Annotated in this window: 21 protein-coding genes, 1 tRNA gene and 1 riboswitch; of the genes, 10 read left to right on the top strand and 12 right to left on the bottom strand. The window is 60.9% G+C overall.

Features of this window, described 5'->3' with window-relative positions; translation table 11 throughout:
* Positions 1-12: 12 nt before the first annotated feature.
* Both VJ698_RS10540 and VJ698_RS10535 read right to left on the bottom strand, forming a co-directional pair.
* Positions 13-402, bottom strand: a complete 390-nt coding sequence (locus VJ698_RS10540) for a response regulator (RefSeq protein WP_324102709.1) — start codon at positions 400-402, stop codon at positions 13-15.
* Between the two features lie 9 nt (positions 403-411).
* Entirely contained in the window at positions 412-2,334 is a 1,923-nt protein-coding gene (locus VJ698_RS10535) for a response regulator (protein WP_324102708.1), read from the bottom strand.
* Between the two features lie 364 nt (positions 2,335-2,698).
* Between VJ698_RS10535 and VJ698_RS10530 the strand changes: the two genes are divergently transcribed.
* The 9 genes from VJ698_RS10530 (at position 2,699) to VJ698_RS10490 (ending at position 14,441) form a co-directional block, all read left to right on the top strand.
* The gene (locus VJ698_RS10530; protein WP_324102707.1) at positions 2,699-6,973 is read left to right on the top strand and encodes a hypothetical protein; all 4,275 of its coding nucleotides are present in this window, start codon (positions 2,699-2,701) and stop codon (positions 6,971-6,973) included.
* 269 nt (positions 6,974-7,242) lie between these two features.
* Complete coding sequence (locus VJ698_RS10525; RefSeq protein WP_324102706.1) at positions 7,243-8,340, top strand: L,D-transpeptidase Cds6 family protein; 1,098 nt, start codon at positions 7,243-7,245, stop codon at positions 8,338-8,340.
* Positions 8,340-9,650 carry a L,D-transpeptidase family protein gene (locus VJ698_RS10520; RefSeq protein WP_324102705.1) on the top strand — a complete coding sequence of 437 codons (1,311 nt, stop codon included), beginning with the start codon at positions 8,340-8,342 and terminating at the stop codon, positions 9,648-9,650. The genes VJ698_RS10525 and VJ698_RS10520 overlap by 1 nt, the downstream gene beginning before the upstream one ends.
* A 416-nt stretch (positions 9,651-10,066) precedes the next feature.
* Positions 10,067-11,140, top strand: coding sequence for a hypothetical protein (locus VJ698_RS10515; protein ID WP_324102704.1), 1,074 nt, complete (start codon positions 10,067-10,069; stop codon positions 11,138-11,140).
* 293 nt (positions 11,141-11,433) lie between these two features.
* Positions 11,434-11,688 carry an AbrB/MazE/SpoVT family DNA-binding domain-containing protein gene (locus tag VJ698_RS10510; RefSeq protein WP_324102703.1) on the top strand — a complete coding sequence of 85 codons (255 nt, stop codon included), beginning with the start codon at positions 11,434-11,436 and terminating at the stop codon, positions 11,686-11,688.
* The gene (locus VJ698_RS10505; protein WP_324102702.1) at positions 11,682-12,002 is read left to right on the top strand and encodes a type II toxin-antitoxin system PemK/MazF family toxin; all 321 of its coding nucleotides are present in this window, start codon (positions 11,682-11,684) and stop codon (positions 12,000-12,002) included. Before VJ698_RS10510 ends, VJ698_RS10505 begins: the two co-directional genes overlap by 7 nt.
* 17 nt (positions 12,003-12,019) lie before the next feature.
* Positions 12,020-12,334: a flagellar transcriptional regulator FlhD gene (gene flhD, locus VJ698_RS10500; RefSeq protein WP_324102701.1), complete on the top strand. Its 315-nt coding sequence runs from the start codon at positions 12,020-12,022 to the stop codon at positions 12,332-12,334.
* A 139-nt stretch (positions 12,335-12,473) separates the two neighbouring features.
* On the top strand, positions 12,474-13,520 hold the full coding sequence (locus tag VJ698_RS10495) for a hypothetical protein (protein ID WP_324102700.1): 1,047 nt from the start codon (positions 12,474-12,476) through the stop codon (positions 13,518-13,520).
* Positions 13,521-14,072: 552 nt separating this feature from the next.
* Complete coding sequence (locus VJ698_RS10490; protein WP_324102699.1) at positions 14,073-14,441, top strand: SPW repeat protein; 369 nt, start codon at positions 14,073-14,075, stop codon at positions 14,439-14,441.
* 133 nt (positions 14,442-14,574) lie between these two features.
* Here the strand turns inward: VJ698_RS10490 and VJ698_RS10485 are convergent, their stop codons facing one another.
* The 10 genes from VJ698_RS10485 to VJ698_RS10440 form a co-directional block, all read right to left on the bottom strand.
* Positions 14,575-14,775: a DUF2905 domain-containing protein gene (locus VJ698_RS10485; RefSeq protein ID WP_324102698.1), complete on the bottom strand. Its 201-nt coding sequence runs from the start codon at positions 14,773-14,775 to the stop codon at positions 14,575-14,577.
* 200 nt (positions 14,776-14,975) lie between these two features.
* Positions 14,976-15,051: transfer RNA gene (locus VJ698_RS10480), tRNA-Lys, on the bottom strand.
* 170 nt (positions 15,052-15,221) lie between these two features.
* Entirely contained in the window at positions 15,222-15,959 is a 738-nt protein-coding gene (gene ybgF / locus VJ698_RS10475) for a tol-pal system protein YbgF (protein WP_324102697.1), read from the bottom strand.
* Positions 15,960-15,961: 2 nt separating this feature from the next.
* Positions 15,962-16,489 (bottom strand): peptidoglycan-associated lipoprotein Pal, encoded by a 528-nt coding sequence (pal, locus tag VJ698_RS10470; RefSeq protein WP_324102696.1) that lies wholly within the window; start codon positions 16,487-16,489, stop codon positions 15,962-15,964.
* A gap of 37 nt (positions 16,490-16,526) precedes the next feature.
* Entirely contained in the window at positions 16,527-17,798 is a 1,272-nt protein-coding gene (gene tolB / locus VJ698_RS10465) for a Tol-Pal system beta propeller repeat protein TolB (protein WP_324102695.1), read from the bottom strand.
* A 3-nt stretch (positions 17,799-17,801) separates the two neighbouring features.
* Positions 17,802-18,746 carry a cell envelope integrity protein TolA gene (gene tolA / locus VJ698_RS10460; RefSeq protein WP_324102694.1) on the bottom strand — a complete coding sequence of 315 codons (945 nt, stop codon included), beginning with the start codon at positions 18,744-18,746 and terminating at the stop codon, positions 17,802-17,804.
* Positions 18,743-19,177, bottom strand: coding sequence for an ExbD/TolR family protein (locus VJ698_RS10455; protein WP_324102693.1), 435 nt, complete (start codon positions 19,175-19,177; stop codon positions 18,743-18,745). The genes tolA and VJ698_RS10455 overlap by 4 nt, the downstream gene beginning before the upstream one ends.
* Positions 19,177-19,878, bottom strand: a complete 702-nt coding sequence (gene tolQ, locus VJ698_RS10450; protein WP_324102692.1) for a protein TolQ — start codon at positions 19,876-19,878, stop codon at positions 19,177-19,179. Before tolQ ends, VJ698_RS10455 begins: the two co-directional genes overlap by 1 nt.
* A gap of 83 nt (positions 19,879-19,961) precedes the next feature.
* Positions 19,962-20,381, bottom strand: coding sequence for a tol-pal system-associated acyl-CoA thioesterase (gene ybgC / locus VJ698_RS10445; protein WP_324102691.1), 420 nt, complete (start codon positions 20,379-20,381; stop codon positions 19,962-19,964).
* Between the two features lie 19 nt (positions 20,382-20,400).
* The gene (locus VJ698_RS10440; RefSeq protein WP_324102690.1) at positions 20,401-21,147 is read right to left on the bottom strand and encodes an SDR family NAD(P)-dependent oxidoreductase; all 747 of its coding nucleotides are present in this window, start codon (positions 21,145-21,147) and stop codon (positions 20,401-20,403) included.
* Between the two features lie 149 nt (positions 21,148-21,296).
* Positions 21,297-21,403: riboswitch (ZMP/ZTP riboswitch) on the top strand.
* A gap of 92 nt (positions 21,404-21,495) precedes the next feature.
* Here VJ698_RS10440 and glyA point away from each other — a divergent pair.
* Positions 21,496-22,740 (top strand): serine hydroxymethyltransferase, encoded by a 1,245-nt coding sequence (gene glyA, locus VJ698_RS10435; RefSeq protein ID WP_324102689.1) that lies wholly within the window; start codon positions 21,496-21,498, stop codon positions 22,738-22,740.
* Positions 22,741-22,896 lie beyond the last annotated feature (156 nt).

Below are 22,896 nucleotides of genomic sequence, written 5' to 3'. Positions count from 1 at the left end.
GCGCCGAAGCGCTTATGCGCGTTTCAATCGCTGGCAGTTCTCGATGGCTTCCACCACTTTGATGGCGTTGAAGGGTTTGACAACGAATCCGCTGGCGCCCGACTGCAACGCGCTCTGGACATTCTCCAGCGTCGGCAGGGCGCTGATCATGATCACGCCGACTCCCGGCATTTTCTCCCGGATCGCATGAGCCACCTGGTGTCCGTTCATGCGCGGCATGTTGATGTCGAGGAAGACGATATCCGGCTTGTGCGCTTCGCAGAGTTCGATCGCCTTTTCCCCATCGCGTGCTTCGGCCAGGACCTGATGGCCGTGCTCTCGCAGCAGCATGCGCAGCACGTGGCATGTGGTGCTGTCGTCGTCGGCAAGAATGATGTTCAATTCTTTCGCTGGATGGGGCATGTTTTTCCCTCAAGGGAGAAGGGACTGCAGTTTGCTGTTGATGCGATGGTACTCCGTTTCGATAGCATGGATGCGCTGTTCTGCGTCGTCCATGGTGCCGCTCTTCGCACGCATCTCCAGTTCCCTGCACAGGATGGACAGCCGGGTCGCGCCGATCGACGCGCTGCTGCCGCCGAGCGCATGCGCGATCTTGCCCATCCGCGCACGATCATCGCACCCGCATGCCTCGCGCAGGGCAGCGATGCGTGGCGGCGAGTCGTTGCGGTACAGGTTGGTGATCTCACGGAAATTCTCTCCGAACGCGGCATGCATCGCATCGAGTTCGTCCAGGAGCGCCGATGGCTGCGCGCGCGGTGCGTCGACCGAGGCTTGTCCCAGCCAGCGTGCAAGCGTGCCTTTCACTTGCTGCGGGCGGATCGGCTTGGACAGGAAGTCGTCCATGCCGCAGGCGATACATTTCTCCCGCTCATCCTGGCTCGACGACGCCGTCAGTGCCACGACCGGCGTCCTCTTGCTGCTGCCTTGCGATGCGCGGATCATGCGTGTCGCCTGATAGCCGTCCATGCCCGGCATCTCGCAGTCCATCAGTACAAGGTCGTAGTCCGTCGCGCGCAGCTTGTCGACGGCCTGCTGTCCGTCCTCGGCCGTATCGGTTACGCAGCCGAGGGTTTCCAGCATGCGCAGCGCGATCTGCTGGTTGACAGGGTTGTCCTCGGCTAACAGGATGCGCCTTCCGGCGAACGGCAGATTCCGGTTGTCGTGTTGCCCGGGGTGCGTTACCGCGCCGGCACTGATGAATCGTGGTGTCCGTCCCTCCTCAAGCGCAGCACGCAGGCACGACAGGGCGGCATCCAGTTCGGATCGCGGCGCGGATCTGACAAGTAGCGCGGAAAACCCGGACTGCTCCAGGATCTGCTGGTCATGCTGCGCTCGTTCGCTCAGGAGTGCGAGGACCATGTTGGCGTGGGCGCGATCTGCCTTGATCGACGTGCCCAGCAGCTCGCCATCCATGGCGCCGATCCAGCGATCGATCACGGCAAAACGGAACGGGTCTTCTCCTGCGCTGGCGAGCGTGAGTGCATTCAGCGCGTCCATCGCGCCATCGAATGCCTCGACGCGCAAGCCATGTTCGCCCAGGTACTCTTCAAGCGCGTCCCGTTCGACCGAAGGCTCCGCAACGAGCAGGGTGCGCACGCCGCTTGCACGGTTCATGGCAAGCGGAAGCGAAAGGGAAAGGTGGAAGATGGTGCCTTGCTCCGGCGGGTTGCTGATGCTGATACGTCCGCCCAGCAGCTTTGCCAGTTGCACGCACAAAGCCAGTTCGAGTGCGGCAGTGCTGCGCGGCGACGCCGATGCATCCTGGCTCAGCATGGCATTCAGCCGTTCGCCGACTTCGGACAAGGCGTGGGCGTGCACGTCGAAGTGCACTTCGCAGCTGTGCCTTGCGCATTCGGCGCGGGCGCTCACCGTGATCTCGCCTTGTTCAGTGAAGCGGATGGCGCCGTCGACCAGCATCGAGACGAGCTGGCGCAACCTCGCCGGATCGCCTTCCAGGAGCACGGACGGCGGGCAGTCGAGCGTCAGCGTCAACCCCTTGGCGCGGGCCGATGCGATCTTGTGGCTGCACGATGCCTCTATTTCCGTCCGCAGGTCGAATTGCGAATGCGTCAGGGTGAACTGGTTCGCCTCCAGCAGGGACATGTCGACCATGCGTTCGATCATGTCGAGCAGCGTGTCGAGCTTGTTCTGGAGGATGGTCGCATATTGTTGCTGCGACGCGGAGAGGTCGCGTTCGCGGAGCATGGCGAGCATGCCCGCGATGCCGTTCATGGATGCACGAAGGCTGTGGCTGACTTCGGCAAACTGGCGGCTCAAGGCTGGTGCTGCATTGTCGTCCGCAATATCGCTTGGGTGATCCGCAGGTGCTGTCATCGTTCTGGTCTTGTGGGGCGTGCCTTCGCTGACTGCCGCAGCGACGGCGCAACAGGAGAAATCATATCGGGCTTCCGGCAACTGTAGTGCGTTTTGCAAGAATTTGTCTCGTGCCCACATCAAACGAGCCGCAGACATTCCCAGTTTGCGCTCCATTTCATTATCGAAAAGACAATGCATTTCGATCTTTTGCACGCTGTCTGAGCACGGCAGGCGGCGCATATATTCATGAAGTGGCTCGGATTTCCCCCTCTGTTTCGTCGCCGGATTCGCGGGTCGGCCTCTGATAATACACATTAAGAAATTCCGGCCGGAAGCATGACAAGAACAGATGCCGGAGTCGCTCACCAAGCGGGGGTCCAGGATGGAAACGAACGAGGCATTGCGGAACAAGCTCAACTTGCGGGACAAGTCCTTTGATGAGGAGGATATCGACCGTGGGCCTGACATCCAGCCGGCCAAACCGAACGCCAGCGGCGGTGTCGACCTGAAAGCCATCCGCGAAGCGATCGCCCGCGTCGAGGCCGAGGCCAAGGCTACCGTAGCGGCCGAAAACCGGGCCCACGCAGAAGCCCGCGCCCGCGCTCTCGCGGAAGACAAGGCAAAACTCGAAGCGGCTGCTGCAGCAGAGGCGTACCAGAAGGCCAGGGCAGCAGAAGAAGCCATTGAAGCCAGCCGCGAGCGCCTCGAGGCCGAGCGTCAGGCGCGGGAAGCCAGCGAAGCACGGGCCGCAGCCGTCAAGAAGGAAATCGCTGAACTGCGGGCGCGCGCCGTGGCCGAAGCTGAAGCTCAGCGCATGGCGGAAGAGCGGACGCGCGCCGAGCAGGAAGCCCGCAAGCGCGCGGCAGAGCAGATTGTGATGGAATCCGAACTGGCTGCCCGTGCCGCCGCCGCCGCCGAGGAGCTGGCGCAAGAAAACGAGCTGGCGCGCTGGCAGGCGGCGCAGCGCGTGGCCGCCGCCGAGGCTGCCAGGCAGGAAGCCGAAGCCCGTGCCAGGGCCGATGCGCGCATGGTCGAACTCGCGCGCGAACAGGAGCGTCGCGAGCGCGAAGCACGCCAGGCTGCGGAAATGCTGGCCAAGGCACGCGCCGAAGCGATGGATGCCGCCCGCGAGCGCGAGCGTGCCGAAGCCATGGCTTTGCAGGCAGCCTTGAGCCGCGCTCCGGTCGAGGTCCGGGCGCGCGAGGAAGCCCGCGCGCGCGCCCTCGCAGAGCAGGTGAGCGAAGCAGCCGCGGAAGCACGTGCCGAACTCGAGCGCAAGGCCACCGAAGCCTATCAGCTGCGTCTGCAGGCCGATGCCGAACTGCGCGAAGCGGCGACCCGCCGCGAACAGGCGGAATCGCTTGCCGCCACGGCAGCACATGCGCGCCGCGAAGCCGAAGAGCGCATTCGCATCGCAACCGAGGCGCGCATCCAGACCGAGCGCGAGCTGCAGGCATTGGCAATGAGCCGTGTCGAAGCAGAGCACGAGGCGGACATGCAGGCGCGCGCACGCGCCGCCGCAGAAACGCGCGCCGTATGCGAAGCGAAGGAGCGTGCGGAGGCCGAACAGAAGATCGCCGATGCGATGCAGACCCGCGCCGAGGAAGAACAGCGCGCCCGACAACTGGCTGATAAGCGCATCGAGCTGGAACGCGCGGCGGCGAAGATGGCCGCCGAGCAGGCCGAGGCCGAACAGCAGGCCTACGGCCGCGCCGCCGAACATGCTGAACTGCAGCGCCAGGCCGCGGAACTCGCCGCCACCAGGGCACGCGAGGCCGTCGAGCTGGCGCGCGTCGAGCGCGAGCGCGCGGAAGCGGAGCAGCGCGGCGTGGAAGCCTTGCAGGAAAAGCTGCGTGCCGAAGAAGCTGCCCTGGCCGAAGCCGCCGCCCGCGTCAGGGCGGAGCAGCAGCATACCGGGTTGCTGCGCATGCAGGAAGAGGCCGAGCGTGTCGCGCGCATTGCGAAGGAGGAGGAATGCGAAGCGGCGAAGACCGCGCTCGCGAAGGCGATGGAGTGCGCCGACGCGCAGCGTGAGGCAGCGAACGCCGCACTCCTCAAGGCGCGCGAAGCCGTCGAGCTGGCGCGTCTGGAACGCCAGCGAGCCAAGGATGAACAACAGGCGCTCGACACCATGCATCAGAAGGTGCTGGTCGAGCGTCAACGTGCCGAAGCCGCCCAGAAGGTGCTGAAGGCGACGCAAAACAAGCTGGCCGCCGAGCAGGCCGCGCTGGTTGAAGCCGAAGCGCGCGCCAAAGCCGAACTGGAACTCGCCGGGTCGCTGCGCGCGAAGGAAGAATCGGACCGCGCGCTGCGTGCTGCACATGAGGCCGAAGCGACCGCCGTGCGTCACACTGCGGAGCAAGCCGGCGCAGCCGTGGAATTGCAGCGCAAGGCCGCGCACGCAGCCTTGCTGAAGGCGCGCGAAGCAACCGAAGCGGCGCGCGCGGAACGCGAGCGCGCCGAGGCCGAGCAGAAAGCGCTTCAGGCCGAGAAGGCAAGGCGCGAAGCGGAGGAAGCTGCCCGCGTCGAGGCGGAGGCGCGTACCCGTGCCGAACGGGAGCAGGCGGAACTGTTGCGTGCCAGGGAGCGCGAGGAGCTCGCCGCGCGGCAAGCGATCGAGGCAAGGCGCGCCGCCGAGAAGCAGCAAGTGGAAGAGGCTGCCCGGAAAGCCGAGCTGGAGCGCCAGGCCGCGGAGACGGCGGAAGCAAAAGCGCGTGAAGCGGTCGAATTGGCGCGTACCCAGGAGGAGCGCGCGCTTGCGGAACAGCAGGCACTGGAAGCCATCCGGAAGAAACGTTCTGCCGAGGAAACGGCGCGCAGTTACGCCGCCGCGCGGGTGCGTGCCGAAGCCGAACATGCGGAAACGATGCGCGCGCGTGAACGGGCCGAGCAGGCCGCGCGCGATGCCATCGAAGCCCGGCTTGCGGCAGAGAGACAGCAACTTGAGCAGGCTGCGCAGCAGCTTGAACTGGAGCGCAAGGCCGCTGCAGCGGCGGAGGCGAGAGCGCGCGAGGTGGCCGAACTGGCGCGCGTCGAGCAGGAGCGTGCCGCCGCTGAGCAGCGGGCATTGGAAGCAGTCCAGGAGAAGCTAGCTGCCGGGCAGGCGGCAAGGGCAGATGCTGAAGCCCGCGCGCGTGCCGAGCAGGAACATGCCGACACCGCCCGCGCGCGTGCACAGGAAGTGCGCAAGGCGCGTGAGGCGGTGGAATGCCAGCTCGTCGCCGAGAAGGAGCGCATGCAGAAGGCCGCCGAGCGCGCCGAGTTCGAGCGCCAGGCTGCTTATGTCGCGCTGAAAAAGGTGCGCGAGGCCGTTGATCTCGCGAAGGTGGAAAAGGATCGTGTCGCCGCCGAGCGTGCGGCGCTCGATGCCATCCAGGCCAGGCTCGCTTCGGAAAAGCAGCTGCGCGCCGAAGTCGAAGCAAGGGCGGCGGCCGAGAAGGAGCAGGCCGTGGCGCTGAAGGCACGCGAAGAGGCTGAACGCGCCGCACGCGAAGCAAGCGAGAGTGCCTGCGAAGCGGAAAAGGATCTGCTGGAACGGGCTGCGGAAAGAGCAGAGCTGCAACGCAAGACAGCGGAAGTCGCGATTGCGAAGGCGCGCGAGGCAATCGATCTCGCCACCGAGGAGCGTCGTCGTGCAGCGGCCGAGCAGAAATCCCTCGAGGCCGTACAGGAAAAACTGCGCGTTGAGCGCGAGCGCGCCGATGCGGAGCAAAGGGCGCTGACGGCGATCGAAGAAAAACTGGCAGCGGAAAAGAACGCCTGCGCAGACGCCGAGGAGCGTTCGCGCATTGAGCAGGAGCAGGCGCAGGTCACCCGCGCCCGCGAACAAGTGGCGCGCGCGGCACGCCTTGCCGGAGAAGCCCGACTTGCAGCAGAAAAGCAGTTCCTGGAAACTGCTCGCGAACAGGCCGACCTGCAACGCCTTGCCGCCGAATCGGCCGAAGCAAAGGCACGCGAAGCCATTGAGCTGGCACGCCTTGAAAGCGCGCGTGCCAAGGCGGAGCAGCAGGCTCTTGCAGCAATCCAGGAAAAGCGCAAGGCGGAAGAGATCGCGTGCGAACAAGCCGAGCAGCGCGCCAGGGCCGAACGAGAGGCCGCGGACCTCGCCACGACACGCATGGAAGCCGAGGTCGAAGCACGTGCGGCCGAGGAAGCCCGTGTCGCCGCGGAGCGTCGCGCGCTGCGTGCGGCGCACCAGCAGCGGGACTATGCATTGACCAGCGCCGAGCAGGCGGAAGCCTTGCGGGCGAATTTCGAACGCCAGCAGGAAGAGGCGAAGGCGATCGCAGCCGACCTGATCGGACGCATGGCGCAAAAGAGCGATGTGCTGGGTGATTGGCGAGAGCGTGCCGAAACGGTGCTTGCCGAGGCGCCGGTCCCTGCAGCCAAGGGCAATTCAGTCAGGCGACCGCTGGTTGCCCTGTTGGGCGGCGCTGCCTTCTTCGCCGGCGTGGCTACCACTACCGCCTGGAATTTGCAGGACACCCATGCTGTGTCCGAGCAGGTACACGTCTCCGCGCCCGTAACCATTGCCACGGCAGCCCAGGCGGGGACTGTCAACGTTACGCCTCCCTCAGGCTTGCACATGTCTTATCAGCTAAGCATGCCGCAAGCTTCCAGCGAAGGCGCAACGGAAGCGGACTCGGCGAAAGAATGAGACACAGCGCCGGCGTGACTGCGGCTGCCACACGGCCGGGGCCTTGCATCTGCCTCTGGCCGCGCTTGCCGGATTGGTAAGCCGTGCCGAAATAGCGCATTTGGGGCAGTGAGTATAGAATGCTCTGATTTAAAAACCGCCCCGGCGGCCAGTTGCCAAAGGACTGAGCGACGTCTGCCGTTGGCTCCTCGCCCCGCACACCACCTTTTGTACGCCGTTTTTGCTGCCAGATTACACCTATCATTCCCATGACTTTCTTCTCGCGACGCATGACCCATTTCCGTTTGCGCCCAACGTTGAGCAGCGCCATCGCGGTGACGGGCCTGGCGGCAGCCCTGTTTGCCGCGCCCGTGTTTGCGGATGACTACACCGACATCAACAAGCTGATGCGCGCCGGCCAGTACGGGGAAGCGCTGACAAAAGCGGATACGTTCCTGAACAAGAATCCGCGCGATGCGCAGATGCGCTTCCTGAAAGGGGTCATCCTCACCGAGCAGAACAAGTCGACAGAAGCGATTGTCGTCTTTTCCAAGCTGACCGAGGACTATCCGGGGCTGCCGGAGCCTTACAACAACCTCGCCGTACTGTACGCAGCGGCGGGGCAGTACGAGAAGGCGCGCGTCGCACTTGATGCCGCCATCCGCACCAACCCGAGCTATGCGACGGCGTATGAAAACCTGGGTGACGTGCATGCGAAGCTGGCCAGCCAGGCCTATGACAAGGCCCTGCAGCTAGATTCGGGCAATTCTGCCGCCAAGTCGAAACTCACGCTGGTGCGCTCGCTCGTAAGCAACATGAACGGCACGAAGATCGCGGCCGCATCTGCGCCGGCACCCGCAGCCGCTCCTGTGCCAGCTCCCGCACCTGCTCCGGCAGCGAAGGCGCCGGCGGCAACGCCTCCGGTTGCAGCAGCTCCGGCACCTGCACCAGCCAAGCCCGCGCCTGTGGCGAAACACGAAGCACCGAAGCATGAGCTTGCCAAGGCCGAGCCGAAGCCCGAGGCGAAACCTGCACCCAGCGTCAATGTCGAACATGACGAGGTGTTGAAAGTCGTGCATGGCTGGGCCAAGGCCTGGAGTTCGCAGGACGTGAAGACCTACCTGAACTATTACGGCAGCGATTTCCACACGCCAAACGGCCAGTCGCGCAAGGCCTGGGAAGATGACCGCCGTGCACGCATCGTCGGCAAGAGCAATATCAGCGTCAAGGTCGAATCTCCGCAGGTCAGTATCAATGGCAATACGGCAACGGTGAAGTTCCGCCAGCTCTATGTGTCGGACCGCCTGACCGCCAACACCCGCAAGACCCTCGTGCTGGCCAGGCAAGGCGGCAGGTGGCAGATCAAACAGGAGAATACGGGTAGCTGATGTTGCGTTTCAAATCCATCAACCGTCGGGCAACTGGCGCGTCCTGCGGCCGGGCCTTGATTCGGGGATTGTCGTGGCTGCTGGCCGCAAGTGTCTGCGCGTCGCCCCTTGCGGCGCTGGCGAAGTCGCATGCCCACGGCCATCGCCAACCGGCGAAGGCTGCGAAGACGGCGCGGGCGTCAGCGCCCGTCGCGGCTCAGGCCTCTGAAAAGCCGGATCCGGAAGTGCTGCTGGTCGAGGTGTACAAGGAGCTCGGCGCCAACCATTTGCAGCAGGCACTGGCCAAGGCGGATAAGCTGGTCGAGGACTACCCGAATTTTCGTCTCGGGCATCTGATCCGTGGCGATCTGCTCATGATGCAAACCCACAAGGTCACAAGCTTTGGCAACGCCAGCGGACCGGAGGACAAGCTCAGGAACCTGCGCGAAGAGGCGATCGTCCGGCTGAAGTCGCTGCGCGAACGCCCCGATCCGAACCTGCTGCCGCGTCTCGTGCTTCAACTGCGCGAAGACCAGAAGCATGTACTCCTGGTCGATGCCAAACGTTCGCGCCTCTATGTCTATGCGAATGAAGGCGGGCGCCTGAAGTTCGTCAACGACTATTACATCAGCCAGGGCAAGCTCGGCGTCAACAAGCTCAAGGAAGGTGACCAGAAGACGCCGATCGGCATCTACTACATCACCAGCCATCTCTCGGGCGACCGTCTGCCCGATTTCTATGGTTCAGGCGCGTTGCCGATCAACTATCCGAATGAATGGGACAAGGTCAACGGCCGCAGTGGTTCGGGCATTTGGCTGCACGGCACGCCGCCGGACAGCTACAGCCGCCCGCCGCTGTCTTCCGATGGCTGCGTGGTGCTGACCAATCCGGACCTGCACAAGCTGGCGACCTCCGTCGAAATCGGCAAGACGCCGGTGGTGATCGCGGAAAGCGTGGATTTCGTCAGCAAGGCCAAATGGGATAGCGACCGCCATCTTGCGACCCGGTTGATTGATAACTGGCGGCGCGACCTTGAGAGTATGAATCCGAAGCGCATGATGGAAAATTATTCGCGCCAGTTCAAATCCGATCGCGGCGAGGACCTGAATACGTGGCTCGCAAAACATCAGCAGTTCATGAGCGGCGTCAGGGGCGTGTCGATAGCATTGAAGGACGAGACCTTCTTCTTTTACCCCGGCCGCGACAACATGATCGTCAGCACTTTCACACAGGAATCGAAGGTCGGAAAAAGCAGGACTACGATCCGCAAGCGCCAGTACTGGGCCAAGGAAGGTTCGCTGTGGAAAATCGTCTATGAGCTGAACCTCTGACAGTAGAGTGGATCAGGAGAAATCCAGGAACGGCTGCCCGGCGACAGGCAGCCGTTTTCTTTTTGCCCGTTGGAATTTTCTTCTGTCCGGCATCGCGCCGTGATCTCGCTCAAACGCTGCGGCAAGCTTTCGTAACTTTTCCTGTTGAACTAAGTTTTGCCGTCAACGGTCATTCAAAGGCATGTGCATCGAATAACACGCAGGGCACCATGCGATGCCAGGATTGCGGGACAGAAAATGCCGGCTTGGCGAGGATCTGCGTCTCCTGCGGCAAGCCGCTGCCTTTACCGGCCGCCCGAAAGAATTCCAGTCAGCACAACCTTGCACAGTTCGAAGGCAAGGGTGCATACAGCGCGTCGTCTTATTTGCAGTACGGGGTGCGATTGCGCGCATATCAACTCAGGAGGACTCGCCATTTGAGCGCTACCACGCAGCGTACTCACCATGCCGACGCCACTCGCGAACACCTTCAGCATGGCACATCATTCGCCGTCGGAGAGGAGGGTGCGCGGGAACACGGTCAGCAGGCACACATTGGAGAGCGCACCGAGCCGCGCTGGAACGAGACGGCTACCTCGCGGCCTTCACCGCGCGCGGGGCAGGCGCTCGGGCAAGAGCCGTGGCAGATGCCTGTCCAGGATGGCGAGCGAAAACGTCATGCGACGCGTTTCTGGGTGATGGGCGGGATATTCGCGGTCGGTGCCATCGTTGGTCTCGGTGCCGCGCTATGGCTCGATAACAGCCAGACACGGACACGGGCCCCGGATGCCAGCACCATGCCATCGACCGTGAAGCCATCGGCGCAGACAGTGCAGAGCAACCGGCCCCGCATGCGCGGCATCAGCCCCGATGAGCTGCCCTATGACGGTGCGCCGCCGTCGGAACATGCGACGCAGCAGGCTGCTGTGCCTGTACCACCCGCACCGCCGGCGGGTGATAGTGTTCGCATCCCAGCTCCTGTCGCATCCGGCGCCACACCTCCCACGTCTGCCCCCGATGCGGCCCGGCCTGAAGCGCCAGCCGACACGTCGCCCGCGCGGATTGCGGCCGCGCCCGGCAATGATGCCCGCAGCGAGTCGACATCGGGCAGCAGTTCATCACGCCCGAAAGTACACCGCAAGGCTGCCGAGAAAAAGACTGCAAAGACATCGTCGCGGCGGCATCTTGCCCAGGATTCCGTGAAGGACAAGGAGATCGAGCGCATCCGGCAGCAGGCCGAAGAAGAATTAAAAAAAAAGACTAACGCCGGGCATGCTGTGAAAGAAGCACGTGCGGGCAAGGGCAGAGCTGGAGGGTCCGGATCTGCATCCGGCCGCGAGAATCGCTCGGCTTCTCTGGCATCACGTACCGCCACTACACGCGCCATGCTTGCACGATGCGAACGCATCGACGGCCTGATCGATCGGGAAAAGTGCAAGTGGCGCGTCTGCGGTGGCAGATGGGGGCAGCACGGATGCCCGTCTTACGCGGTACACACGCCACTGTATTAAGGCTGTGCAGCGCCTTATTCCCATTTTTCGTACTTCCCCTCTCCGCGATCCGGTGCCATTCTGCCCAGGCTCAACCTCAAGTGTTTTTTGAAGTTTACTTAAAGTGCCGTCTCATCCAGGCAAAACAGGTTTTCCTTCCAAGACTCGCTTACGGCGCACAGTTCACCCGATTTTTCAGCTTTGTAAAAACAATGTAATAACTTAAAAAATCTCGTACCAACATTGTTTGAATAAAAATTTGCCAGCTGGTAATTTTGTTGTACTATGTTAGAACATCAGTTCAGGGACCTTCTATGAAGACTGCAATCCGCAAGATGGGAAATTCGCAAGGGGTGCTGATCCCCAAGCCATTCTTGATGCAGACCGGTCTTGATATCGGTGAAGTCGAGATCGAGGTGGAGAACGACGCCATCGTGATCCGCAAGCCAAGGAAGAAGTCGCGTGAAGGATGGGCGGAGGCGTGCCGGAAGCTGGCGGACAAATCGGCCGAGCTGCCGATCGCATGGCCTCTCATTCCCAACGAAGCGGATAGCGGATTTACATGGTAAAGCGGGCCGACGTATGGCTTGCCGAGTTCGAAAAACCGACCGGCAGCGTGACCCAGAAAAGATGGCCATGCGTGGTCGTCTCGCCGGAGGAGATGGACGAATACCTGTCCACGCTCATCATGGCGCCATTGAGCTCGCATGAACTGCCCGCGCCGTTCCGCATCCCCGTCATATTTATGCAGAAAGAGGGGTTGATCCTGCTGGATCAAATCTGCACCCTCGAGAAGTCGCGGTTGGTGAAGAAGCTGGGAGTCATCAGCGAAGAAACGATGGCCAAGACCCTGGAAGTGCTACAAGAAGTTTTCGCCTATTAACATAAGGACCGTACTCAATGGCTAACGATTATTTGTCTGAAATTCGCGATGTCAATCTGAGCTACCTGATGATTGCCCAGCAGATGATTCGCCATGACCGCGCGGAGGCTATTTTCCGCCTCGGCATCAGCGGCGAAATCGCAGACCTGCTGGCCAGTATGAGTAACGGTCAGGTTCTGAAGATGGCCAGCTGCAATGTGATGCTGTCGCGTTTCCGCTTCAATGACACGGCGATCCTGTCCACGCTGTTGCGCGACAAGTCCGGCGCGACCAGCGCGCCGGTACATGCCTCGATCATCATGGCATCCCAGCCGCCGGAAACAATCACCTGACGATAAGCAGTCATCGTTAAACCTATTGCCATGGTCATCGGATTTGGACGAATGATTTCCGCCCGCTTGCATGGTTTCGCGCAGGCGCGGCTGGCCATGCTTCGCCGCCGCGGCAATGCGGCCATGATGGGCGCGTGACATGCAGGCGCTCGACGTACTCGATACCCCCTTGCGGTGGGAGACGGAACGGCAAAACCGCATTCATCAGGAAGCCCTGGAACTCAAGAAAAAACGGGCGCACAGCAACGACGCCCGCAAGGATATTCATCTGGTCGGCAACGCCGGCCGGACTGGCCAGGACACATCTCTTTCCGCGAATACGTTCGACCCGGCGGTAGTGTCGCCGGAATGGATCGACAAGGTTCGCCAGATTCCCGACATGCGGTCAGCCTTGATCCCAATGGACGAGGGCGTTGACCCCGATGCGTGGAGCAAGCCATTCTCCCTGTGCAAGGCAGACATCGAGCCATGGCTGTCCTTTTACCGCGGCTACCGCGAATCCCGTCTGTTCCTGCAAGGCAGGCGTGCCGGGGGCGATGCGCAGGATGGTTCACAGTTCGATTTCCCGGTACGCGCGCTGCTTGAGCTGAAGCAGGTCAGCCCGAAGATCATCCTTGAGCCGCCCGTGCAGATCAACGGACTGGTCGAGTACCACGATCTCGAAGGAGAGTTGAGCGCCTGCCGCGACGCAGCCCTTGCGAAGGCCCTGTTCAAGGTCGCCAACGAAGTGCACGAGAGCCTTCTCAGGAAAGCCGTCGATAAAGGACGGGAGATGGGCAACCTGCTGTACGACGCCATGATGGGCGAGGGCCACGCGAACTTGATCAGGGCGTGGGAGAAGGTCTACGCACGCAAGCCCACCATCGATGAATTGCACCAGATGCTGACCACAGGGCGCGTCAGGCAATCCGCGAAGCGGATACAGGCGCCGGAGCCAAAAGCTGCCGCGCCTCAGGCCGCGGCAGCGAGGGAGGTCAAGCACGAAGACCAGGAGGATGCAGTCGTCGTCAGCCTGCTCCAGCCGCCGCAAAGCAAGCCGTCGACGGCATTGTCTGCGGACACGGACAAGGAAGCGACTGCCGTCAAAGTCGGAACCGCTGCCTCCAGGAAGCGATCCATCCTCATTCACCTCCTGCAGGCACTGGCCTGCTGTGCTGCGCTCGCGGCCTTGGCATTCGCGCTCTGAACATCACTCTTGCGGCAACGATGAACCTCGCCGCGCAAAAAAGGTCTTCCCGAAAGCCTGCAATGACGACGGCGATATTCGTCGCTTCGCGTTTGCCGGCATGCATGGGCGATGATTTCTCTCGGCCTAAGGAGAGCATCGATGGCGATTCAACAGATCGAAGACAAATGTGCGCTGCCTCGCTGCACCTGCTCGGTGCCGGCAGGACAACGGTATTGCAGTGAAGAATGCCGGCGCGAGCACGCCAACCAGGATGACCAAGGTGAGCAATGTCCCTGCAGTCATGCGGATTGCTCGTCGACCGGTCCCAGCGGCGGCGTCACGCTCTAGTTCGCTTCGCTCCGGATCTCCTGTCCGGACTCGTGGTCGCGGCTGGATCTGCGCTTCCCCATGCGCGTAACCTTCTTGTTCCGGATTTCCCGCTGGAAAGCCACGCGGGACCGGAGCATCGCGGACCATTCTTCTTCCATCGATCCCTCGGCTGGAACAATCCAGGTGTGAGAATTATCTAATCTCATGCACTTCACTCACGCAGGAAAGGAGGCATGAATCATGAACACCAAACGATGGCAAGACTGGCTCAACCTGCTGCTCGGCGCCTGGTTGTTCGTGTCGCCCTGGGTATTGAAATACAGTGCCTCAATGCCGAAAGCGACATGGAACGCATGGATACTCGGCGCGGCCATTGTCGTATTCGCGGCAGTCGCCGTATCCATCCCGAAGGCATGGGAAGAGGCGATCAACATCATTCTCGGCGCATGGGTGGCGATATCGCCGTGGGTGCTTCGCTACACTGCCGAAAAAGATGTGACGACGAACGCAGTCGTCGTCGGATGCGTCGTGCTGGTTCTCGCGATTTGGGCCATGGTGCGCGATCAGGGCTTCCAGCATTGGCGGCACGGAGGCCATACAGCAACGTAGCGTCAATTCCTGATTGTACTGAACATTTGCGCTGTTGGCGCCGCCGGAAATTCCAAATCCCCTTGGGTCAGCGAACCAAGGGGATTTTTCATGTCTGCGTTCATGTCCGTGCGACGGACCGAAGGGGCCGCTTTCAGCGTCGGAAAATCCACAAGAGCAGCGACAGCAGCAGTGAGACAAGGATGCTGGTCACGATGGGAAAATGGAAGCTGAATCCTTCCCGCACGATGTGGATATCGCCGGGCAAGCGGCCGAGCGGGAGCCGTGAAATCCATGGCCAGAACAGCCCGGCCAGCACGAGAAGCACTCCGATGATGACAAGAAAACGTTGCATGGGAAGGCGTATCGAAACGGAATCGTCGGCATGATATTGGACGCCAACGAGCACGCACAATTCCCCCCCCGCTCCAGGCAAGGTACAAGGCAAGGCCGTGACCGCACTCAGGGATAGCTGACTGGGTGGACATGGCGTGATGATGCAAGCCAGGGCCATAAATGAAAACGGCCCCCATCGCTGGGAGCCGTTCTGTTTTCTGGTAGGCCGTGCGTGACTCGAACACGCGACCAACGGATTAAAAGTCCGCTGCTCTACCAACTGAGCTAACGACCCGAAAGACGAAGATTATAAGAAATTTTCCTTCGTTGTGTCAATGCTATAGCGGAGATTATGCGAAGTCATCATCGGCCGCCATGCGCATTCACAAACATCGAGGCAGTCATACGCACCCGAGGGGGGGCAGAAGACCGCTGCAAGTCCACGCCGGCCTCCTGCAACCCATCTCACTTCAAAGCAGCCAGTCGCTCCTTCGCCGTCTGCGCGGATGGCGCGTCCGGATACTTGGCGACAAGCGTTTCCAGCGTCTTCTTTGCAGAAGCCTTGTCCTTCAGTTCCATGTAGCAGCTGGCGATGTTCAGCAGGGCGTCAGCCGCTTTCGGGTTGTCCGGGAAATTCTTGACCACGACCTGCTGTGCTGAAATCGCATTGCGATAATCGCGTTGCGCATAGTAGGTGTTGCCAAGCCAGTATTGCGCGGAGGGCGCAAAACCGGAATTGGGATAACGGCGCAGGAAATCGTAGAAGGACGCCCCGGCGGTCTTGTAGTCGCCGGACTTGAAGGCGGCGAGTGCAGATTCATAAGCACGCTGCTCACCTTGTTCGACGCTCACTTCCTTGCCGTCGATCGTCATCTGCTGCGGCTCCAGCTTGCGCAGGCGGGTGTCGAGGTCGACGTAGAAATCTTTCTGGCGCTTCTGCGTGTTGGCCAGCTCGTTGGTCAGCAGTTCGACCTGTCCGCGCAGCCGGGCGATCTCCTGCTTCAACTGTTCGTTCTGGTTGTTCAGCTCGAAGTTGCCGGACTTGTCGGCCTTGGCGTTGATCTCGCTCTGCATGTTCTTCAGGCGATCGCGGATTTCGAGGATCGCGCGGCGAGCTTCGTCGTCTTCAAACAGAGCGGCTTGCGCCTGCAGCGGACCCAGTGACAATGCGGCCAGGGCGGCCGCGGCAAGGAATTTTTTCATGGTTATTGATAGACCAGGTCAGCGCGGCGGTTCTCGGCCCAGGAAGCTTCATCGCTGCCTGTTGCCTTCGGCTTCTCCTCGCCAAACGAAACCGCTTCCATCTGCGAGTCCGAGACGCCAAGCAGCGACAACGACTTGCGCACGGCTTCGGCACGCTTCTGACCCAACGCGAGATTGTATTCGCGGCCGCCGCGTTCGTCGGTATTGCCCTGGATGACGATCTTGCGGTTCTTGTTGGTTGTCAGGTACTTTGCGTGCGCCTGCATCATGGGCTTGAACTCTTCCTTGACAATGAAACTGTCGAAGTCGAAGTAGACGCTGCGCTTGGCGAGGATACCTTTCGGATCGTTCAGCGGATCGGTGGAGCCGGTGGTGATGGGTGAAACGGTGCGTGCGTCGGCGGACGTGGTCGGAACTGCACCTGAACGTTCTTCGACCTTTGCTTTGTCATCCAGCTTCACGGACGAACTGCAAGCGGCCAGAAACAGCGCGCTCGATAGGGCGATGGCCAGTGTAGTGATGGGGCGCATTTGAATTCTCCTGAGTTAATGTTGCTACAGCGTCATATTATTTCATGAACGGGCCCCAGGTGGGCTCGCGAACGTCGCCTGCCTGGGTCGTCAAGGTCTGCTTGACACGGCCATCGACCGAAACCACCGCGAGCGTGCCGCGTCGGCCGGACTCGGTGGCATACATGATGTACTTGCCATTGGGCGAGAAGCTCGGCGACTCGTCCTTGCTCGTATCCGACAGGCGCAATTCCTGGCCGCTTGCCAGGTCGAGCGCGTAGAGCTGGAAGCGACCTTCACGACGCGAGATGAACGCGAGCGTCTTCCCGTCCGGCGAGATGCGCGGGCTGATGTTGTAACTGCCGTTAAAGGTGACGCGTTGCGCTTGCCCGCCTTGCGCGCTCATGCGATAGATCTGCGGTCCGCCGCTACGGTCGCTGGTGAAATAGATCGACTGCCCGTCGGGGCTGAACTGCGGCTCGGTCTCGATACCGGTGGAGTTGGTCAGTTTGCGCAGGCCTCCGCCGTCGGCATTCACGACGTAGATCTGCGTATAGCCGTCACGCGACAATGCGACGGCGAGTTTGCTGCTGTCGGGTGACCATGCAGGCGCGGAATTGCTGCCGCGGTAATTGGCGACCACTGTTCTGTGGCGGCTGACGAGGTCTTGCACGTACACGACAGGCTTTCTGGATTCGAACGAGACATAGGCCACCTTCGTGCCATCCGGCGACCAGGTTGGAGAAATGATCGGTTCGTTCGAGCGCAGGGCGACCTGCGTGCCTTCGCCGTCCGAGTCGGCGATCTCCAGGCGGTATTCGCGGCCAGCCTTGGTCACGTAGGCGATGCGGGTGGCGAATGCGCCGCGCACACCGAGGAGTTTTTCATAGATGTCGTCGGCGATCCTGTGTGCAGCCACGCGCAGGCGGTCCTGCGCCGCGACCTGGCCGAATCCGGACAGGCTGGAAGACTTCAAGGTGTCGTACAGGCGGTAACGGGCGTCGTAGCGTCCGTCGGCCAGGCGCTGAACGCTGCCCACGGCAAGTGCTTCCGCGCCGCGCGATTTCCATTCATCGAAATTGACTGGTGTCGTTTCCGACATGACGTTGCCCGTGTCGATGATCTTGAAGTATCCGCTGCGCATCAGGTCGGCCTTGACGATGGCACTGATCTGTTGCGGCGCATTGGCTTCATCGGCAAAGCCGGAGATGGCAATGGGAAGCTGGTTCGCGCCAACACCGGAAATCTCCACGCGCAACTGCGCGTGGGCGAGGGTGCCGGCCATCAGTCCGGCGACGGCGATACTGCGTACGAAGAGATTTTTCATCATGACTTATTGGTCTTTCGGTCTATGCGAAATGGTGAGTCTGGAGGGCACCGTGCCTGTTTTTGCATCACGCGGGAAGGGCTGCGACTTCTCGATCGCGCGCAATACCGCATCATCGAAGCCAGGCACGTTCGACGATTTCACCTTTTGCGGCATGCCACGCAACGACCCGTCAGGCAGCAGTTCGACAACATACTCGACAGGCGGATTGCCAGCCAGGTCGAACGGCACGTTGAACACCGTGTTCGACTTGATGCGCGCCGCGATCTTCTGCATATAGCCCGCATCGGCCCGGCCGCCCTGGGATCTTTCCTGTTGGCCCGCTCCGCCACTGCCGGTCACGCCACCGGTAATACGGCGCATGTCCTCTTCGCGCATCTTGGCCAGCATCTTCGCGTCTGCTTCTTCCTGCTTGCGCTTCTTCTCGGCGGCTTCTTTCTTCGCCTTTTCAGCCTTCTCGGCCTTCTGTTTCTCGAGCTGCTTGGCTTCTTCCTGTTCCTTGAGCTTGGCCAGACGTTCTTCTTCGAGCCGCTTCTTTTCCTTCTCTTTGCGCTGTTCTTCTTCCTTGCGCTTCTTGTCTTCCTGTTCCTTGCGCAGTTCCTCTTCGTGGCGCTTCTTCTCTTCCGCCTTGCGTTTCTTCTCCTGCTCCAACGCAATGTCAGGCTTGACCACGGGCGGCTCTTCCACCTTCGGCACAGGCTTTGGTGGCGGAGCCTCCTTCACAACCGGTTTTGGCTCCGGCTCCGGTTCCTTTTGCGGAACAGGCGTCGGGGCCGCCTCGCGCTGGTCGGGGCTCCACACTTCCGCTTCGATGGTTGCCGGCGTATCGTTCTGCCAGCGCACGCCTATCCACAGGAAGGTGAACAGCAGCACATGCATCAATGCCGCAAGGCTGAGTGCGCGCCAGCGCCCGGGCTCCTTGGGGACGGTGTACGGTGTTTCGTCTGTCATTGCTTCGTCGCCAGCCCCACGCGATTGATGCCGAGTTTTTTCGCTTCCGAGATCACCTGGATCACTTCGTCGTACTTGATGTCCTTGTCGGCAGAGATCATCACTGGCAGGTCGGGATTCGATTCATGCAAGGCACCCAGCTTCTGCACCAGCACGCCGCGGCCGCCGACCTTTTCAGGCTGTCCACCGCTCTTTTTGCCGCTGATGCCGATGGTGGCACTGGTGTCCGGCTTGAGGGTGATCTGGATGTAATCCGTTGGTGGTAGCGCGGATTTGCCGGCTGTCGGCAGGTTCACGACGCCAGGATTCGTCATCGGCGTCGCGACCATGAAGATGATCAGTAGCACCAGCATCACGTCGATATACGGGACAACGTTGATTTCGGATTTGAATTTGCGGCCCCGTCCGCCGCGCATCGTGCTGTTCGCCATCAGCGGACCTGCCGTTGCAAGATGTTGGAGAACTCTTCGATGAAGCTCTCGAAGCGGATCGCGAGGCGGTCGATGTCATGTGAGTAGCGGTTGTAGGCAACCACCGCCGGAATGGCAGCGAACAGGCCGATGGCTGTCGCAATCAGGGCTTCGGCAATGCCCGGCGCCACCGCGGCCAGCGTTGCCTGTTGCACGTTGGCGAGGCCACGGAAGGCATTCATGATGCCCCATACCGTGCCGAACAGGCCGACGTACGGCGACACCGAGCCAACCGAGGCAAGGAAGGCCAGGTGCGATTCCAGTCCGTCCATCTCGCGCTGGTAGGCCGCGCGCATGGCGCGCCGGGCACCGTCGATCACACTGCCGGAATCCACGTTGCCCTTGCCCGCAAAAGTTGCCTTGACCTTGATGAATTCACCCATGCCGGATTCGAAAATGCGCTCTAGCGCGCCGCTGTTGCCCGTGCTGCGGCGACGATTCGACGTGGCTTCTTCGTACAGGGCGTTCAGGTTGCCGCCCGACCAGAAAGCGCGTTCGAATTCCTCGGTCTGTGTCTGCGCGCTTCTGATCGCAAACATCTTGCGGAAGATGTAAGACCAGCTCATGACCGAGACGAGCAGCAGCAAGGCCATGACAAGCTGCACAAGGAGAGAGGCGTTGCCGATGAGGGAAATGAAGGATAGGTCTTGTGTGACGGTCATTGGTCGTTAATGTAAAAGCGGTTATGTTCGTAATGCAGCAGCGCACCAGCATGCGGCCGGCGCGATTTCGCAGCGAGGGAAAATTATCCTGTCTTTTTTATCCTGGCCAATACCTCATCCGGTATCGGGCTGGGGCGGAACGTCCGGGTGTCCACGCAGCCGACCCTGATGCGTCCACTGGTGAGCAGATGCCCTTGTGTTCCGTCGACGCGCCAGGCTTCTTGAACAAATTGCACAGAAGCACGTCCGAGCCTTTCGACAACGACGGTGAGTTTCAGTTCATCATCTAATTTCGCCGGAGCATGATAATCCACTGCGGTGCTTTTGACGACGAACATCGTATGATGCTTTTCTGATAATAATCCCTGGTTAATCCCGGCCGCGCGCAGCCACTCGGTGCGCGCGCGCTCAAAGAATTTCAGGTAGTTTGCATAGAAGACCACGCCGCCGGTGTCCGTGTCTTCGTAGTAGACGCGAACGTTCCAGGTGAAATCCGAATTCATCACGATCCAGCCCGCGCTCCTAGCTGCTCCGTTTGACGGCAAACGGTCCGAATGCCTGACAGGTCGGCATCATCTCGATGTAATTGATGTTGACATGTGCGGGCAGCGTCGCAATCCAGTAGGCGGTTTCAGCAATGTCGTCGGCCGTCAGCGGAACCGTGCCTTCATATACTTTCGCGGCTGCGGCATCGTCCTTCAGTCGGACATTCGAGAACTCCGTTCCGCCGCACAGGCCCGGCGCGATGTTTGTCGCCCGCACGCCGGTACCGACCAAGTCGGCACGCAGGTTCAGCGTGAACTGGTCGACGAACGCCTTGGTCGCGCCGTAAACGTTTCCGCCGGGGTAGGGGTAAGCCCCGGCGGTAGATCCGATGTTAATGATGGTTCCGCGCCCGCGAGCCACCATAGCGGGGAGGAGCATGCGCGTCATGGTGACCAGACCCTTGCAATTGGTGTCGATCATGGTCTCCCATTCTTCCAGCGAGGCCTGGTGCGCCGGCGCGATGCCAAGCGCCAGTCCGGCATTGTTGATCAGGACGTCAATTTCCTGCCATTCCGACGGCAGGGCAGCCAATCCACTCGTGATCGATGTCTTGTCGCTCACGTCCATGGCGATCGGAAGCAGCGCGCTTCCCAGCTCCTTTGCCAAATCGTCAAGGCGATCCTTGCGACGACCCGTGGCAATCACCTTATGGCCCGTTTTGACGAATTTGCGGGCCATTTCGGCGCCGAAACCGGATGTTGCGCCGGTAATCAAGACGATCATGATTTATTTCCTTTTACAAAGATGAACGGTTGCCAAAATTGTAGCCGAAAGGAGGCGTTTCGCCTTGATGACCGTTTCTTCAAGGCATTGCGGCTCCGGATTTTCCATCCTTGCTGAAATCAGGTACCTATCTTACAATCTAGCTCCATTTAGTCTCACGTAACTGGCGAAAAAGCCGGGCAGCATTTCCGGCGACAAGGTGGGCATCCACCGGGGAACGTGAGACATTCCACAGCCGTTCGCCTGGGCAGCCCAAATGGAATGCACGACTGAGGCTGCCTGTCATTTCTATCGGCCCTCATTCGATTTTGGCAAACCCACTTTGCAACTTAATCGATTGGAGATTTCATGTTTTCAAAAGACCACACCATCGCTAAAGTCGACCCCGAACTTTGGGCCGCCATCCAGCAGGAAAACAAGCGCCAGCAGGACCACATCGAGCTAATCGCTTCCGAGAACTACACTTCGCCGGCCGTCATGGAAGCACAAGGTTCTCAGCTGACGAACAAGTACGCCGAAGGCTATCCGGGCAAGCGCTATTATGGCGGCTGCGAATATGTCGACATCGCCGAAACGCTGGCAATCAACCGCCTGAAGGAACTGTTCGGCGCGGAAGCTGCGAATGTGCAGCCGAACTCCGGTTCGCAAGCGAACCAGGGCGTGTTCTTCGCTATGCTCAAGCCGGGCGACACCATCATGGGTATGTCGCTGGCCGAAGGCGGTCACCTTACGCACGGCATGGCGCTGAACATGTCCGGCAAATGGTTCAACGTCGTCTCCTATGGCCTCAACGATAAGGAAGAGATCGACTACGACGCGATGGAGCGTCTCGCGCATGAAAAGAAGCCGAAGCTGATCATCGCCGGCGCATCTGCCTATGCGCTGCACATCGACTTCGAGCGATTCGCCAAGGTTGCGAAGGACGTCGGCGCCTACTTCATGGTCGACATGGCACACTACGCTGGCCTGATCGCCGCCGGCGTCTATCCGAATCCGGTGCCGCATGCCGACTTCGTCACCTCCACCACGCACAAATCGTTGCGCGGCCCGCGCGGCGGCGTGATCCTGATGAAGGCCGAACATGAAAAGGCCATCAATTCCGCCATCTTCCCCGGCATCCAGGGGGGGCCGTTGATGCATGTCATTGCCGGCAAGGCAGTCGCATTCAAGGAAGCACTGTCGCCGGAATTCAAGGTGTATCAGCAACAGGTCGTGAAGAACGCGGATGCGTTGGCCAAGACCCTGATCTCGCGCGGCCTGCGCATCGTCTCCGGCCGTACAGAGTCGCATGTGATGCTGGTCGACCTGCGTGCGAAGAAAATCACCGGCAAGGAAGCCGAAGCGATCCTCGGTTCCGCGCACATGACCTGCAACAAGAATGCCATCCCAAATGACCCGGAGAAGCCGTTCGTGACCTCTGGCATCCGTCTCGGCAGCCCCGCGATGACCACACGTGGCTTCAAGGAAGCGGAAGCGATCAAGGTGGGTAATCTGATCGCCGACGTGCTCGACAATCCGCATGATGCGGCGACCATCGAACGCGTGAAAGCGGAAGTCAAGAAGCTGACCGACGAGTTCCCGGTCTACGGCTGATTCCGTCCGCAGCGAGCCGCGTCTCGAAAGAGTCGCGGCTCGCTGGAATGTGGGGTGAAGCCATGTAGAGTGGCTTGAATCGTCCCGTATTCCAAATCGTCGTCACGGTATGGAAAAAGTTTGGCGCGTCGTCAGAAAAATATATAATTGACAACT

The organism is Noviherbaspirillum sp. (assembly GCF_035254685.1).
Classification (GTDB): domain Bacteria; phylum Pseudomonadota; class Gammaproteobacteria; order Burkholderiales; family Burkholderiaceae_D; genus Noviherbaspirillum.
Note: the sequence above shows the minus strand (reverse complement) of the source record. Positions and strands in the feature narration are given on the sequence as shown.